The organism is Pedobacter sp. AK013, from assembly GCF_014205835.1.
In the GTDB taxonomy this organism is placed as follows: domain Bacteria; phylum Bacteroidota; class Bacteroidia; order Sphingobacteriales; family Sphingobacteriaceae; genus Pedobacter.
Genome location: NZ_JACHCQ010000004.1, coordinates 172736 through 187817, shown reverse-complemented (window position 1 = coordinate 187817; position 15082 = coordinate 172736). Strand labels below are relative to the sequence as shown.

Below are 15082 nucleotides of genomic sequence, written 5' to 3'. Positions count from 1 at the left end.
TCTAAAACGGAAACTTGAAAACATATAGATTAGAATTTACGCAAAAACTTCCTGCCGACCTAGATACCGCATGGGACTTTTTCTCTTCACCATTGAATTTAGCCGAGATTACACCGAAAAACATGACATTTGAGGTAACTTCCCCTAACATGGCCAAAACCAAAATGTATCCCGGTCTGATCATTACTTACAAAGTTTCGCCTTTGTTCGGTATCAAACTAAATTGGGTAACAGAAATAACGCATGTTAAGGATAAAGAATATTTTATTGACGAACAGCGGTTTGGTCCATTTGCATTCTGGCATCACCAGCATCATTTCGAAAAGGTACACGACGGCGTATTAATGCACGATATTTTGCATTACGGCATCGGTTGGGGACCAATCGGCATTATTGCAAATACCGTTGTGGTGAACAACAAAATCAACGAGATTTTTAAATTCCGCTCCCAGAAAGTAGAAGAGTTATTTGGAAAATTTCAGTACGCATCAACTACCATTGTTTAGTAGAAATGGTTTCGACTTTCTTTTTGGCTTTCTCCACCCTGCTGGTCGCTAAATACTTTTTAAAATCGTCGCCAAATTTTTCAACTTTAAGATAAGTGCTATTTAAAATATCTTTCCATGCACCTGCATTCAGCTTACCTGGCGTACGCTCTAAAGGCACACCAATTTTTGTAGTCGGCACAAAATTTCCATAACGATCTCTCTGGTATGGAATAAACAACATATCAGTTAGCCAGAATCTATATTTTCCATTGCGTGCCTCAAAAACAAAATTATAACTTACCTCCCCACTTGGATGGCCAGCAACTAAAATTGTTTTATCAATTACTATCGTACCTTTAGCTAACACAGAAGAATCAGTAACACTTTCCTCAACCATCGATTTTTTATAAGCAACATTAACGAAAGCTTTCGCTCTTTGCAGCAAAGTATCTTTGCTTACCCGTTGAGAATCTACAACCTTATAATAGATAAATTTACCGTTATCATCTTTAGAAAACTGTTTTTGCTGTGCAGATAATTGAATTGAAAAGGTGGCAACAATAATAAAAAGAAGATATTTCATGTAAAATCGGTTAATAGATAAATCTAAATATTTAAAGATAAGAAAAAGCCGTCCCGATTTTACATCGAGACGGCCTAATATTATTTATTTACTTAAAAAGCGTAAACAGCTGCTAAAGAGAACTGACCTCCATTTGGTGCCGCAGCGCCACCTTCTTTAAAGAAAGGTTTATCACTGTTGTGGTCTAATCTTACCTCTGGGATAAAGGTTAAACCACCAGATTTAATGTTTGCGGTAAGTGTTACTGCTGTAAAGGCTGTAGCTGGAACTGCACCTGCTGCTTTAAATTTGAAGTATTCACCTCTTAACCCTAAAGTTACGGCATCTAATACTGCGTACTGAGGGTATAAAGCAGCACCAGCATAACTTCCTGGTACAGCACTATCCTTAATATCATAATTAGCAGCATTTAAACCTAATTTAAACTTTTCCGTAATCTGATACGCAGTAGTTAAATCCACAATGGTTCCGTACCCACCAAAACCTGCGCCCAATAAAGCATTAATGTAGGCTGTCCAACCTTCTACCGGTGCAACCATTAGCTGGCCGCCAATGGCCGAAACACCTCGCGATGCGCTGTAAACATTCCAATCATTAAATAAACCAGCCATTAAACTTACTTTATCGCTGAATTTATAAGTTGCTTTAATACCTGCATTTTGGAATGGACCATTGGTAAATAAATATGAAGTTGAGTAGTTGAAGTTTCCAACCGGAGAAATTACCTCATATCCAATAAACGTACCCATGTAACCAGCCGTCATGCTAAACTCATTTGTGAACTCGTAGTTAACATATAAATTCTGGATATTAAATGAAGAACCACCAGCGGCAGCATCAGGAATAGATTGCGATTGTCCTCTCGGGCCAAAAGAAAGCTCTCCAACAAATGAAGCCTTGCCTGTTTTTTTCTTCAGCGCAATATCAATCATCCCTAGTGATACTGAGTTGTGATCTGTTACAAAAGATGTTTTTGCATTTAATGGATTCTTGGCAAAATCATATTTAAAGTACGTATCTACCGACCCTGAAATTTCAAGTGGCGATGTGGTGGTTTCTTGAGCCAGGGCACACGTAGTGCTGGCCATTGCAAAAATAGCTGTTAAAAGTTTCTTCATGTTTGAGCTTGATTTGAGTTTAGATATATAAAATCTTTAAGAAATTGATTCGGTTAATGGGCTGTTTTTTTCGATATAGATGGCTCTTTCTTCAACCAGTAAGGTTCCTTGAGAGTATTTCTCATCATGTTGAGATGCATCAAGACCTAACTCTTCTTCTTCTTCAGAAACCCTGATTGGATTGATCAGATTTACCAGTTTGAAAATAACAAACGATACAACGAAACTGAAGATGATTACGATTACTGCACCTTTTAATTGTGTAATAAAGAAAGCTGGGTTACCATAAAATAATCCGTCAGCACCGGCAGCATTTACTGTTTTTGTAGCAAAAACACCAGTTAACAACATACCAACGATACCACCTACACCGTGACAAGGGAAAACATCTAATGTATCATCCAAACTGGTTTTTTGTTTCCATGTAACCACAAGGTTAGAAATAACAGCAGCAATAGCACCAATAAATATACTGGCCGAAATACTTACAAAACCTGCTCCTGGTGTAATGGCCACTAAGCCAACTACTGCTCCGATACAAAAACCTAACACAGAAGGTTTTTTGCCTCTTGCAACATCAAAGAACATCCAAGATAAGCCAGCAGCACCGGCAGCAGTATTTGTAGTTAAAAATGCCGAAACAGCTAAGCTACCCGCGCTTAATGCAGAACCTGCATTAAAACCGAACCAACCGAACCATAACAAACCAGTACCAATTAATACATATGGAATATTAGCTGGTGGAACTTCTTTATGCTCTAAGTGAGATTTTCTACGTTTTAAAACCAATGCTCCTGCTAAAGCTGCCATACCTGCAGAAATGTGTACTACTGTACCGCCTGCAAAATCTAACACGCCCATTTTAAACAAGAAACCTTGTGGGTGCCATGTCCAGTGGGCCAAAGGAGAATAAACAAATATTGCGAACAAAACAATAAACAGAATGTATGAAGTAAAACGAATACGTTCTGCTACTGCCCCAACTACCAAACCTGGTGTAATAATGGCAAACATTAATTGAAACACAGCAAATAAAGAAAGCGGAATAGTTAAGTCTGATCCTCCTTGAAGATGTGGTGCTCCAGAATTTACACCTTTGAAGAACAAAAATGTTGATGGATTTCCGATAAAGCCACCGATGGTATCTCCAAAGGCCAAACTAAAACCAACAACTGTCCACAAAACTGTAATTACTCCTGCCGCTACAACACTTTTAATCATTGTGGATAATACATTTTTACGGTGAACCATACCACCATAAAAGAATGCAAGACCTGGAGTCATTAAAAATACAAGCGCAGCTGCGATTAATATAAATGCAATATCAGGTCCACTGTACTTGCCTTCATCAAAATTAGGGAGAAGTGGAATAAATAGAGCGAAAATTGCGACAATCATCAATATCGCAAAAGGCGCATACTGTTTAAAGGAGAATTTACTCATAGTTTTTAGTTTAATTTGTTTGTGATTTTTAACTATTGATCAAACGATTGATAATTATAGATCAAACGTTTGATTTATTTTTATAAAAATACGACATATTGTAGTTTTTACACCATTAAATTGAAATATTTTAATAAAAACGAATGATTTTTATTAAACAGAACAAAAATTAACCGTAAAATTAAAAATAACAAAAAATTGAGGGGATTTTAATATAAGTTTTTAATAAAAACAAAATCACATATTAACCATCATTTACCTGATTTTATCTAAAATTTACAAAAATTATCCTAAAAAACTTATTAATAACAGAAAAACCCATGAAATTTCATGGGTTTTTCTAAAAATTATTAAGAATTTTATATTTTTAAGAAAAATAATCAGATCCCTGAACTATTCCTCTTTTTTCTATTTCTTTATCCATATACGTTTGAATTGCTGATTTATTAAGCCCCCAATTTGGTGCAATTAGCAAATCCCAGTCCGAAATGCCAAAAAGGCGTTGAATAACAATATCTGGACGCAAAAGCGGAATCAACTCGCAAAGCAGATCCGTATATTCTTCAAGTGAAAATAATTTAAAAGGCTCTTTTTTGTATTTAGCACCCATTATAGAACCCTCTACAACATGAAGATGGTGAAATTTAACAAACTTAATTTGAGGAAAACGGTTAATTTCGTGAATATAACCGTACATCTGCGCTCTGGTTTCCCAAGGGAAGCCAAAAATAGTATGCACACACAAATCAAGCTTACTGTCTTTTAAAAGCTCAACCGCGGCAACAAATTCGCCATGGCTGCAGCCCCTGTTAATCTGATCGAGGGTTTCATCATAGATAGATTCCATACCCATTTCTAAGTCTACATCAAAACGATCGGTATAACTTTCTAATAAAGCTACCTTTTCGGCATCGATACAATCTGGGCGGGTACCCACTGCAAATCCCACTATATCTTCAGTATTAATAGATAAGGCCTCATCGTACATCATCTTTAAATAATGCACCGGAGCGTAAGTATTGGTGTTCGGCTGAAAATAAACAATATACTTATCAGCTTTATAAGAAGTTTTAGCCCTTAACATGCCTTCGGCAAGCTGATCTTTAATATTTGGATTTTTACGCGAGGGTTCTGGTGTAAAAGAATCTACATTACAATATGTACATCCACCGTAGCCCTTACTGCCATCGCGATTAGGACAGGTAAAACCACCATCTACAATTACTTTAAACACGCGCTGCCCTTTATATTTTTCGCGCAAATACGTACCGTAATTTTTATATCCCTTTATCCCTGAATCTACAAGTGTTCCCATTAATTGCAAAAATACGCTTTTTGTTCGAGACACGAGGTTAGATTTAAGATATTAGGTTTGAGATGTGAGATTGGGCCTACAATTAGGGTTTAAGGGAAACACGCTGCAACTCACTAAAGTTTAAAATATAGTTTATTTATTTTTTAGAAAAGCAATACCTGTGTTTCATTTTCACGTCAGTCCCGCCACATGCTCATACACCTGCAGGCCTTAAACACAGGCCGGTATCCGCAATGTCGGGTTTAGAAAACGTTGTTACCTGCACAGACTTAAGTTAACTAAACCCGGTAGTAGCGAACACGATCCCGATTTTTCCATCGGGAGAAGTAAAGCGAATAACGGAGATTTCGGGACCGATTGAAACAGAACCCTGATTTCCAAAACTGTTTAAAGAAAATGAGCTATAATATATAAGTATTCTATTTTTTTTAGAAAAGCAATACCCGTGTTTCATTTTAACGTCAGCCCCGCCACATGCTCATACGCCTGCAGGCCTTACACTTGAGCAGGCATCCGCCATGTCGGGTTTAGAATAGGCTGTTACCTGCACAGGCCTAAGTTAGCTAAACCCGGTAGCAGCGCACACGATCCCGATTTTTCCATCTGGAGAAGTAAAGCGGATAACGGGGATTTAGGAACCTATTGATACCAATTCTTGCTTTTCAAAATCAGATTGAAGGGCTAATATAAGGTTGAGGTCTAAAAGCCGGGTTGGCAAGCAGTATTCTTTAATGTAAAAACCCCGCAGTTTTTAAAGCCTGCGAGGTTCCCTAATAGATTATTCATTGGCACCATCGCCCTGAACATTTTCAGGATCTATACTACCATTGAGATACTGAAACAAACACCCCTGCTTACTCCTGCTGTTCTTTTTTGTTTATAAAAAAATAAACTGGAAGCCCAAGTAAAACAATTACAAGCCCAGGCCAGGTATATTGTTGTTTATAAATGAGCAATAAAATGCAAAATGCTGCCCCTATTAATAAATAGATAATTGGAGTAATTGGATATAACCAGGTTTTGTAAGGTCTTTCAAGTTTAGGCTGTTTTATCCTTAAATAAATAACCCCAAAAACAGTTATCATATAAAAGAGCACAATAACAAAAGAGATCATATCTAACAGATTGCCATACTGCCCACTTAAACATAAAGCAGATGCCCAGATCCCCTGCATCCAAAGTGATTTTTCGGGAACACCATTTTTATTGTTTTTAAGCGCCGCTTTAAAAAACATGCCATCTTTTGCCATCGTCTGAAAAACCCTTGCCCCAGCTAATACAATTCCATTAACGCAACCAAAAGTAGAAATCATCACCAATAAGGCAATTACAATTGTACCGATTCCGTTACCAAAAATTTGTTCTGAAGCGGCAACAGCAACTCGATCATTTAACGCAAAAGCAATACTATCTCTGTTAAGGGTATTGAGATAAATAAAGTTGACCAACAAATAAAGAATCATTACTGCTGAGGTACCTAAAACCATAGAACGCACTACATTTTTTTTAGGATTTTCAATCTCTCCCGAAACAAAAGTTACGTTTTCCCAAGCCACACTCGAAAATACTGAACCTACCATTGCCGCTGCAATTCCACCCATTATAGTCATTCCAGAAATAGATTCCCATCCAGATTTTAAGAAATTTCCACTCGAATCTGTTTTGAGATTATTAAAAGCACTAGACCCAAAACCTAAATTTTCAGCCCAAAAGCTATTTTTTATTAAGAAGAAGCCTAAAATAATTAAAGCAATTAACGCCACAATTTTAGATCCTGTAAAAATATTCTGTAATATTTTACCGCTTTCAACGCCTTTCGTATTAATATAAGTTAAAAGCAGAATAACACCAATAGCAAGAATCTGTATCCAGGTAATTTTATAGCCACCGCTTTGGAAAATCGGAGCAGCATCGTTTAATGCAGGGATTAGATAAGCCGTAAATTTACCAAAAGCAACAGCAACGGCTGCAATAGTTCCGGTTTGGATTACAGTAAATAAGCCCCAACCGTAAAGAAATCCCATCATTTTGCCAAAAATCTCCTTCAGGTAAGTGTATTGTCCACCCGCTTTAGGAAACATAGAAGAAAGCTCCCCATAAGAAATTGCAGCTGCAACTGTCATCACCCCAGTTATTACCCACACTACAATTAACCAATAACCAGAACCTAAATTCCTCATTATATCGGCACTGACAATAAAGATTCCGCTTCCGATCATTGAGCCCATTACCAACATTGTAGCATCAAAAAGGCTTAATTTTCTTTTAGAAGGTCCATCTTCTTTTTCAATTTTCATCTTTAGTTTGGTTTAGTTTGTGGCTAATTTATTTAAAAAAAAGAAAATAGGCGTGATTCGCTTGTATTATTTTAATTGAGCAAATTTTATTTGCCTTGGCAATGAAAATTTTAATCACAAGAAGAATATTTTATTATCTTGCTAATTATAAGTCCTAAGTCCACAGTAGATTAACGGATGAAAGAAGTTCGGAGTTTGAACGGGATGTTTGGAGTCGATAAACAATTTAAACAATTAACCGATTTACACAGTTAAGCAATAACAACTAACCAAATATAAAACCAATTATTAACTATGGATTTTTTACAAAACAATTTAATTTACTGTATCCCGGCTCTGGGCCTTGTTGGGATTATAGTTATGATGATTAAAAGTGCCTGGGTAAACAAGCAAGATGCGGGCGATAAAAATATGCAAGAACTTGCGGGCTACATAGCCGATGGTGCTATGGCCTTTTTAAAAGCCGAATGGAGGGTATTGAGCATTTTTGCTGTTTTTACGGCTGCGCTCCTAGCCTACTCGGGAACAATTACCGAAATTAAAGGTGTTCCGATGCACTCGAGCTGGATTATCTCTATATCTTTTATTATAGGAGCGGTATTTTCTGCAACTGCGGGTTATATCGGAATGAAATCGGCCACAAAAGCCAATGTTAGAACCACTCAGGCGGCCAGAACAAGTTTAAAACAAGCATTAAAAGTTTCATTTACCGGAGGTACGGTAATGGGTTTGGGGGTTGCCGGACTAGCCGTTTTGGGTTTAGGTGGCTTATTTATTGTGTTTTTAAAGCATTTTAACGTAGTATCTGTAAGCAGCGTTGAAATGAAAACTGCTATAGAAGTTTTAACCGGATTTTCTTTGGGTGCCGAATCTATTGCCTTATTTGCCCGTGTAGGCGGTGGTATTTATACCAAAGCTGCCGATGTTGGTGCAGATTTGGTGGGTAAGGTTGAGGCCGGTATTCCTGAAGATGATGTACGCAATCCTGCTACCATAGCCGATAATGTTGGCGATAATGTAGGTGATGTGGCTGGTATGGGTGCCGATTTGTTCGGTTCATATGTAGCTACCATATTAGCTACTATGGTTTTAGGGCAGGAAATTGATGTGAAGGATAATTTTGGAGGGATGTCTCCTATTCTTCTTCCAATGGTAATCTGCGGCTTGGGCATTATATTTTCGATTATAGGAACCTGGTTTGTAACCATTAAAGATGAAAAATCGAATGTTCAAAATGCATTGAACCTAGGTAACTGGTCGTCGATTGTGATTACGGCAGTGGCGTCATTCTTTATTGTGAAATGGATGCTGCCAGAAACCCTTAACCTCCGTGGATATGAATTCTCGAGCATCAATGTATTTTACGCCATTATAGTCGGTTTGGTAGTGGGTACCATTATGAGTCTTGTGACCGAATATTTTACAGCGATGGGTAAGGGACCAGTAAATTCTATTATTCAACAATCTTCAACTGGCCATGCCACCAACATTATCGCCGGTTTATCGGTAGGAATGAAATCTACAGTAATCCCTATCCTGGTATTGGCAGGAGGTATTATGACCTCTTATCATTTTGCAGGCTTATATGGCGTTGCTATTGCTGCAGCTGGGATGATGGCTACCACAGCTATGCAATTAGCTATTGATGCTTTCGGACCGATCGCGGATAATGCAGGCGGCATTGCCGAAATGAGTCAGTTACCGCCGGAAGTGCGCGAGCGTACCGATAATTTAGATGCGGTTGGAAATACAACCGCAGCAACCGGTAAAGGATTTGCTATTGCATCTGCGGCTCTAACGTCTTTAGCTTTATTTGCAGCTTTTGTGGGTATTGCAGGCATTACAGCGATAGATATCTATAAAGCGCCAGTTTTGGCCGGACTATTTGTTGGTGGTATGATTCCGTTTATCTTTTCTGCACTTTGTATTCAGGCGGTGGGTAAAGCGGCAATGGATATGGTTCAGGAAGTTCGTCGTCAGTTTCGCGAAATCCCGGGCATTATGGAATACAAAGCTAAACCTGAATACGAAAAGTGTGTAGCCATTTCTACCAAAGCTTCTATCCGTGAAATGATGATGCCAGGAGCTATTGCTTTAATTACCCCGGTAATCGTAGGCTTTACCTTTGGGCCAGAAGTTTTGGGTGGCTTATTGGCGGGAGTAACCGTTACAGGTGTATTGATGGGGATTTTCCAAAGTAATGCCGGTGGTGCCTGGGATAATGCCAAAAAGTCTTTTGAGCAGGGGGTAATCATTAATGGCGAAACATATTACAAAAAATCAGAACCGCACAAGGCTTCTGTTACCGGAGATACCGTTGGCGATCCTTTTAAAGATACTTCGGGCCCTTCGATGAACATTTTGATTAAATTAATGTCTATTGTTTCACTGGTTATTGCTCCATACATCGCAGTTAAGGCAATTGCAAGCGAACATAAGCAAGAAGTTCGGAAAGAAATCAGAATTGAGCAAAAAACCGATAATCTGGGGCATACAATTACCGACACTTTAACAAATACAACCGATACATTAAAGTTTTAGTTGTAAAATCATAGATATAATAAAAGTAAAAGGGATTTTTAACCAAAATCCCTTTTACTTTTCCGTAATTTTTAATTACGTTTGGGGCTGAAATAATCTAAACAAAAACTAAAATATGGGTTTATTTACTAAGAAGCCAATGCATTTACTGCTAGAAGAAGCAGGAGATTCAGCAAAAGGCTTAAAGCGTACACTTAGCGCAGGTGCATTGGTGGCATTAGGTGTGGGCGCAATTATTGGTGCTGGTCTATTTGTTAGGACAGCAGCAGCAGCAGCACAAAATGCTGGGCCATCTGTTACCATTGGCTTTATTATAGCCGCAATTGGTTGTGCACTGGCCGGTTTATGCTACGCAGAATTATCATCATCTATTCCAATCTCAGGTAGTGCTTACACTTACACTTATGCCACAATGGGCGAGCTTATGGCCTGGGTAATTGGCTGGGATTTAGTGTTAGAATATGCTGTTGGAGCTGCAACAGTAGGTATTGCCTGGAGCGAATACTTAAATAAATTACTGGTCGAAGTATTGCATACCTCGCCCATACCCTATGAGTGGTGCCACTCCCCTTTCCAGTCGCATCCAGATGGTACCGTAAATGGAATAATCAACCTTCCTGCGTTATTTATTGTAGGATTATTGAGCTTACTCTTAATTAAAGGAACTTCAGAATCCGCTTTTGTAAACGGCCTGATCGTAATTACTAAAGTAAGTATTGTAATTTTAATCATTATTTTAGGTTGGGGCTTTATTCATGAAGCCAATCACCATCCATATATTCCAAAAGCAACTACTTATGTAGATCATGCAGGTATCAGCCATAGTTTTGGTGGTTTCTGGGGTGTTCTCGGTGCTGCCGGAACAGTATTCTTTGCATTCATCGGTTTTGATGCTGTAAGTACTGCCGCACAGGAAACTAAAAACCCTAAAACAGCAATGCCAATCGGTATCTTAGGTTCATTAGCAGTATGTACTGTTTTATATATCTTATTTGCGCACGTTTTAACCGGTATCGCTCCTGTTGAGTTCTTCAGAACCAAAGGTGGTGAAGCATCAGTTGTGGCAGCAATTAGCGAATACATGACGGGTTATGGCTGGTTAGCTAAGTTGGTTACCGTAGCTATTTTAGCTGGTTTTTCTTCAGTAATTTTAGTGATGTTATTGGGCCAGAGCCGTGTATTTTATTCAATGAGTAAAGATGGTTTATTACCAAAAATGTTCAGCGATTTACACCCTAAATTCAAAACACCTTACAAAGCAAACTTAGTAATTTTGGTAATCGTAGGTTTATTTGCCGCTTTCATCCCTGGTGATGTAGTGGGTGATATGACCAGTATTGGCACTTTATTTGCCTTTATGCTGGTTTGTATTGCAGTAATTATTTTAAGAAAAACGGATCCTGATCTTCCACGTCAGTTCAGAACACCTTGGGTACCTTTAATTCCAATTTTAGGTGTAGTTACCTGCGGATTAATGATCCTTGGTTTAGGCTGGACAAACTGGTTAAGGTTATTTGGCTGGTTAGCTTTAGGCTTTATTATTTATTTTGGATATAGCAAAAAGAATTCTCATTTAAAAGATTCCAAATAAGCCTAATATTTAAAAAATTTAGAGCCCCGACCAAAAGTCGGGGCTTTTTTTATGTTAAATAATTGTTAATAAAACTACCTTTGCAAAAAATTGATAACATGTACCGCCAGCCAGCCAAATTTAAGCGCATTTATTTCTCCTTAACTATTATTTTGCTATTCATTTCTGCTGCAGGATATGCACAAAGAACAATTAATGATGTAATGGATTCTACAACAGTAAACCATTTGCTCATTATCTCGAAGAAATATGGTTCATTGTCTTTCAGCGGCTATTTACAGCCACAGTTCCAATTGGCGCAATCGAAAGGTACGCAGGCTGAGTTTCAGGGTGGAAATTTTGGTGATTTTACCAATAACAGGTTTAGGTTAAGAAGAGGCCGTTTGAGAGCAGATTATATGATGTTAACGGAAGACGGTGCTCCCTCTACCTACTTCGTACTTCAATTTGATGGTACAGAACAGGGTGTAGCGATCAGGGATTTCTGGGGACGTTATTACGAAAATAAATGGAAGATATTGGCAGTAACACTTGGTCTTTCGGGACGTCCCTTTGGTAATGAGCTCCAGCTGTCATCATCAGTAAGGGAAGCACCTGAACGTGGTCGAATGTCGCAGATTTTAATGAAAACAGAACGCGATCTGGGCGTAACCTTTACTTTAAACCCGCGCTGGAAAGATGCCAAACTCAAAAATTTTGTACTCGATTTTGGTGTTTATAATGGTCAGGGCTTAGCCGGCAACGGAGAATTCGATAACAGCAAGGATTATATTTTAAGGTTAAGCCATAAAACTTATGCATTTAAAAACTTTACCATTGCCGGTGGTATAAGCACCCTACAGGGAGGTTTAGATCACCGCTTACCTGTGAGCTACAAGATGGAGCAAATAAATGATACATGGAAAATGGTTAAAGATTCATCTACAGCTACCATAAACAAGGTAGCGCCAAGAAGATATTATGGTACGGATATACAACTGGCTACCAAAACCAAAAGTTGGAAATCGGAGTTTAGGGCAGAAGTAATATCGGGCTTACAAACAGGTACCTCAACCACTTCAACTACGCCTGGCTCTTACCCTGTTGATAATAAGGCCATTGCTTTGCCTTTTTATACACGCACATTTAATGGCGCTTATTTTACCTTTGTACAAACCTTGAACAGTACGGATAACCAGCTAATTCTAAAATATGACTGGTACGATCCGAATGCTAAAGTAAAAGGCATGGATATTTCTAGCGATAAAGGGCTTTCTCCTGCTGATGTGCGTTTCGATACCTTTGGATTTGGCTTTTTACACCACTTTAATCCACATTTTAAAGCGGTGCTTTATTATGATATTATTAAAAACGAATCGACCCAAATTCAGGGCTATACAGCTGACAGAAAAGACAACGTGCTTACTTTAAGAACGCAGTTCTATTTCTAATAAATAACTGTACAATTGAGGAATTGATACAAATTCCACTACCTTTGCTTAAAATTGCGCCGCTATGAAATTCGATTTTATGACGTTCAACTTAAGCCAGATTCTGTCGACAACGATGGTACTCTTTGCTATTATCGATATTTTGGGAGCTATTCCTGTTGTGATCGAATTGCGTAGAAAAGCTGGTCATATCGAATCAGAAAAAGCATCATTAGTGGCTACAGGCTTAATGATCCTCTTTTTGTTTGTTGGAGAATCGTTGTTAAAAGTTATCGGACTAGATGTAGAATCTTTTGCCATAGCAGGTTCATTTGTGATCTTCTTTATTGCCATGGAGATGGTATTGGGATTAACCATTTTTAAAGAAGAAGCACCCGAAACGGTTTCTATTGTTCCATTGGCCTTTCCTTTAATTGCCGGAGCGGGCACAATGACCACTTTGCTATCATTAAAAACAGAATACCATACCCAGAATATCTTAGTAGGCATTATACTTAATATGTTGTTTGTTTACTTTGTATTGAAAAACACCAACAGACTCGAAAAACTTTTCGGAAAATCTGGTTTAAACATCTTACGTAAAGCTTTTGGGGTAATTTTATTGGCTATAGCAATTAAATTATTCAGAAATAATACAGGGCTTTAAAGTGCCATTTCAACGATTCATTACCCTGACCTCTAGCGAAGCGAAAAGCTATGAAGTAAACCGAACCTTAAGCGAGCTCACCGAAGGTAATTTATTTCAATGTCCGCTTACAGAAAAGATGCTGAAATAAATTCAGCATGACGATTAATCGAGGTAAATAACGTTTTTAAATGACAATCCTTCAATCAATCTGTAACAATAATTCCGTACATTCATCTAAACATAAAGCTTACATTATGAACGGCTTTGAAGAATATACTGTAATTATCGGAGCAATAGCCGTTTTAATCGAGGCGGTTAAATACTTCAAAAAGAATTTCAAATCTTGGTTTGAACATACGTAACGTTGCTAAAAGCGTTGTTATGCTTAATTTATTTCATCTATGCGCTAAGACCCTGAAATGAATTCAGGGAGACGAACCGAGTGATTAATCCTGGCTTTTCTTAATCAACCTCGCTACAAACATCGTATCGGCATTATTTTCATAACCTTTAATCAGTTCCATTTTTTCCAGTTCTAATGGCAACTGCTCAATCATATGCTGCACAATGGCTTCATTTTCTTCGGCAAAGGCAGAGCAGGTAATATAAATTAAAGGCTTACCAGGCTTTAAATATTTTACAATATTTTGGACAATCCCCTTTTGGATGTTTGCAAATTGATTGATTTTTCGTTCTTCAAAAAAAGTAAGCATTTCTGGTGTTCTGCCCCATGTTCCGGAACCGGTACATGGGGCATCCAAAATGATCCCATCAAATTGATAATGATGTAAAACCTGATCATTGTTCTGTAAAAGATCTAGTTCTTTTTTATGGTACTTTTTGATACCTGCCAAGCGGAAACGTTCATCTAAATTTAGGAGTACACTTTCTCTCAGATCGGAAACCAAAAGTTCGATAACAGGCTCCAAACTATGTAAAAGCAATGTTTTGCCACCAGATGCTGCACAGCAATCCCACCATTTATCCCATTTGTTAGGCTTAAAATAATGGCCCGTGTGCTGAGAAGATAAATCCTGAACCTGGTAACTGCCTTCCTTTAAAACAGTTTCGAGCTTGGTTCCGTTAGGTAAGGCTAAAGCAGTTGGAGAAATAGCTTTAACCTCAATTTTTTCATCTTCTAATTTGGAAATAATACTTGCAGATTCTTCGGCTCCTACCCTAATAAACAGATCGGGCTGTTTGAAGAATGAGGTATAAAATGCTTCCCGATCTAATCCGTCAGATAGATTTGCATGAAACGGATATACCTCCTGCAAATTAAAATCCGGATATTTCGTTTTGATAATGGACATTTTTTCTTCAAGCTGCAGCGTAATGCTTTCTTTTAATTCTGGCAGATTTTTCTCTACAATAAGGCTAAGCGTATCGTGGCACAAGAAATCGGCAATACTCAAACGCTCTTCTTGTTGAAGCCCTGATAAAGCCTTACCTAATCTAAAAAAGCTATATATATGGCGTGTGGCCCATCTCCTATCGGATGACCCCATTTGTTTATGTTGCTTAAAATAGGTTGGCAGAAAACGATGCAAGGGCAAACTTCCATCATAATTATTTAAAATCTGTTCAAATGCTCTTAACTGATGATCTGCTCTCATGTAATAATTAAAATGGAAGAAAAAATATAGAA

The 15082-nt window shown here is 38.0% G+C and carries 11 protein-coding genes; 5 read left to right on the top strand and 6 right to left on the bottom strand.

Annotated elements, in window-relative coordinates; genetic code table 11:
* Window positions 1–14: 14 nt before the first annotated feature.
* Entirely contained in the window at window positions 15–506 is a 492-nt protein-coding gene (locus HDC90_RS04675) for an SRPBCC family protein (protein WP_184464347.1), read from the top strand.
* Here HDC90_RS04675 and HDC90_RS04670 read toward each other — a convergent pair.
* From HDC90_RS04670 to HDC90_RS04650, 5 genes are all read right to left on the bottom strand, one after another.
* Entirely contained in the window at window positions 493–1071 is a 579-nt protein-coding gene (locus HDC90_RS04670) for a DUF4468 domain-containing protein (protein WP_184464345.1), read from the bottom strand. The genes HDC90_RS04675 and HDC90_RS04670 overlap by 14 nt on opposite strands.
* A gap of 92 nt (window positions 1072–1163) precedes the next feature.
* Complete coding sequence (locus HDC90_RS04665; protein WP_184464343.1) at window positions 1164–2189, bottom strand: porin; 1026 nt, start codon at window positions 2187–2189, stop codon at window positions 1164–1166.
* Between the two features lie 36 nt (window positions 2190–2225).
* Window positions 2226–3632 carry an ammonium transporter gene (locus HDC90_RS04660; protein ID WP_184464341.1) on the bottom strand — a complete coding sequence of 469 codons (1407 nt, stop codon included), beginning with the start codon at window positions 3630–3632 and terminating at the stop codon, window positions 2226–2228.
* A gap of 367 nt (window positions 3633–3999) precedes the next feature.
* Window positions 4000–4947 carry a TIGR01212 family radical SAM protein gene (locus HDC90_RS04655; protein ID WP_184464409.1) on the bottom strand — a complete coding sequence of 316 codons (948 nt, stop codon included), beginning with the start codon at window positions 4945–4947 and terminating at the stop codon, window positions 4000–4002.
* Window positions 4948–5801: 854 nt separating this feature from the next.
* A complete protein-coding gene (locus HDC90_RS04650) occupies window positions 5802–7244 on the bottom strand; it encodes an APC family permease (RefSeq protein ID WP_184464338.1) in 1443 nt (480 codons plus the stop codon).
* Window positions 7245–7538: 294 nt separating this feature from the next.
* Here HDC90_RS04650 and HDC90_RS04645 point away from each other — a divergent pair, with 294 nt between their 5' ends.
* The 4 genes from HDC90_RS04645 (at window position 7539) to HDC90_RS04630 (ending at window position 13452) form a co-directional block, all read left to right on the top strand.
* The gene (locus HDC90_RS04645) at window positions 7539–9785 is read left to right on the top strand and encodes a sodium-translocating pyrophosphatase (RefSeq protein ID WP_184464336.1); all 2247 of its coding nucleotides are present in this window, start codon (window positions 7539–7541) and stop codon (window positions 9783–9785) included.
* A 115-nt stretch (window positions 9786–9900) separates the two neighbouring features.
* The gene (locus tag HDC90_RS04640; RefSeq protein ID WP_184464334.1) at window positions 9901–11376 is read left to right on the top strand and encodes an amino acid permease; all 1476 of its coding nucleotides are present in this window, start codon (window positions 9901–9903) and stop codon (window positions 11374–11376) included.
* 80 nt (window positions 11377–11456) lie between these two features.
* Complete coding sequence (locus HDC90_RS04635; RefSeq protein WP_255497483.1) at window positions 11457–12806, top strand: porin; 1350 nt, start codon at window positions 11457–11459, stop codon at window positions 12804–12806.
* 79 nt (window positions 12807–12885) lie between these two features.
* Window positions 12886–13452 carry a MarC family protein gene (locus tag HDC90_RS04630; RefSeq protein ID WP_029274105.1) on the top strand — a complete coding sequence of 189 codons (567 nt, stop codon included), beginning with the start codon at window positions 12886–12888 and terminating at the stop codon, window positions 13450–13452.
* Window positions 13453–13880: 428 nt separating this feature from the next.
* Here the strand turns inward: HDC90_RS04630 and HDC90_RS04625 are convergent, their stop codons facing one another.
* Window positions 13881–15050, bottom strand: coding sequence for an RsmB/NOP family class I SAM-dependent RNA methyltransferase (locus tag HDC90_RS04625; protein WP_184464333.1), 1170 nt, complete (start codon window positions 15048–15050; stop codon window positions 13881–13883).
* Between the last annotated feature and the right edge of the window lie 32 nt (window positions 15051–15082).

Bases quoted from the DNA above. Each gene is read 5' to 3' on its own strand.
- HDC90_RS04640 (WP_184464334.1), top strand. From the start codon at position 9,901: ATGGGTTTATTTACTAAGAAGCCAATGCATTTACTGCTAGAAGAAGCA.
- HDC90_RS04625 (WP_184464333.1), bottom strand. From the start codon at position 15,050: ATGAGAGCAGATCATCAGTTAAGAGCATTTGAACAGATTTTAAATAAT.
- HDC90_RS04665 (WP_184464343.1), bottom strand. From the start codon at position 2,189: ATGAAGAAACTTTTAACAGCTATTTTTGCAATGGCCAGCACTACGTGT.
- HDC90_RS04655 (WP_184464409.1), bottom strand. From the start codon at position 4,947: ATGGGAACACTTGTAGATTCAGGGATAAAGGGATATAAAAATTACGGT.
- HDC90_RS04630 (WP_029274105.1), top strand. From the start codon at position 12,886: ATGACGTTCAACTTAAGCCAGATTCTGTCGACAACGATGGTACTCTTT.
- HDC90_RS04670 (WP_184464345.1), bottom strand. From the start codon at position 1,071: ATGAAATATCTTCTTTTTATTATTGTTGCCACCTTTTCAATTCAATTA.
- HDC90_RS04660 (WP_184464341.1), bottom strand. From the start codon at position 3,632: ATGAGTAAATTCTCCTTTAAACAGTATGCGCCTTTTGCGATATTGATG.
- HDC90_RS04645 (WP_184464336.1), top strand. From the start codon at position 7,539: ATGGATTTTTTACAAAACAATTTAATTTACTGTATCCCGGCTCTGGGC.
- HDC90_RS04650 (WP_184464338.1), bottom strand. From the start codon at position 7,244: ATGAAAATTGAAAAAGAAGATGGACCTTCTAAAAGAAAATTAAGCCTT.